Annotated in this window: 1 rRNA gene; it reads left to right on the forward strand. The window is 46.2% G+C overall.

Features of this window, described 5'->3' with window-relative positions:
• A 23S ribosomal RNA gene (locus KO524_RS15330) occupies nucleotides 1–223 on the forward strand; the annotation flags it as partial.

Genomic DNA, 223 nt, shown 5'->3' on the forward strand with positions numbered 1-223 from the left:
TAAGTAGGCGGAGGAGAAGAAAACAAAAGTGATTCCGTAAGTAGTGGCGAGCGAACGCGGAACAGCCCAAACCAATGTTGTTACGGCAATATTGGGGTTGTAGGACCACGATATTTCTTGCGGACAGAATTAGAACAAGTTGGAAAGCTTGACCAAAGAGGGTGACAGTCCCGTATAAGTAAAGGAAGATAAGAATAGTGGTATCCTGAGTAGGTCGGGGCAC

It is taken from the genome of Flavobacterium sp. NKUCC04_CG (assembly GCF_019345525.1).
Taxonomy (GTDB): Bacteria; Bacteroidota; Bacteroidia; order Flavobacteriales; family Flavobacteriaceae; genus Flavobacterium.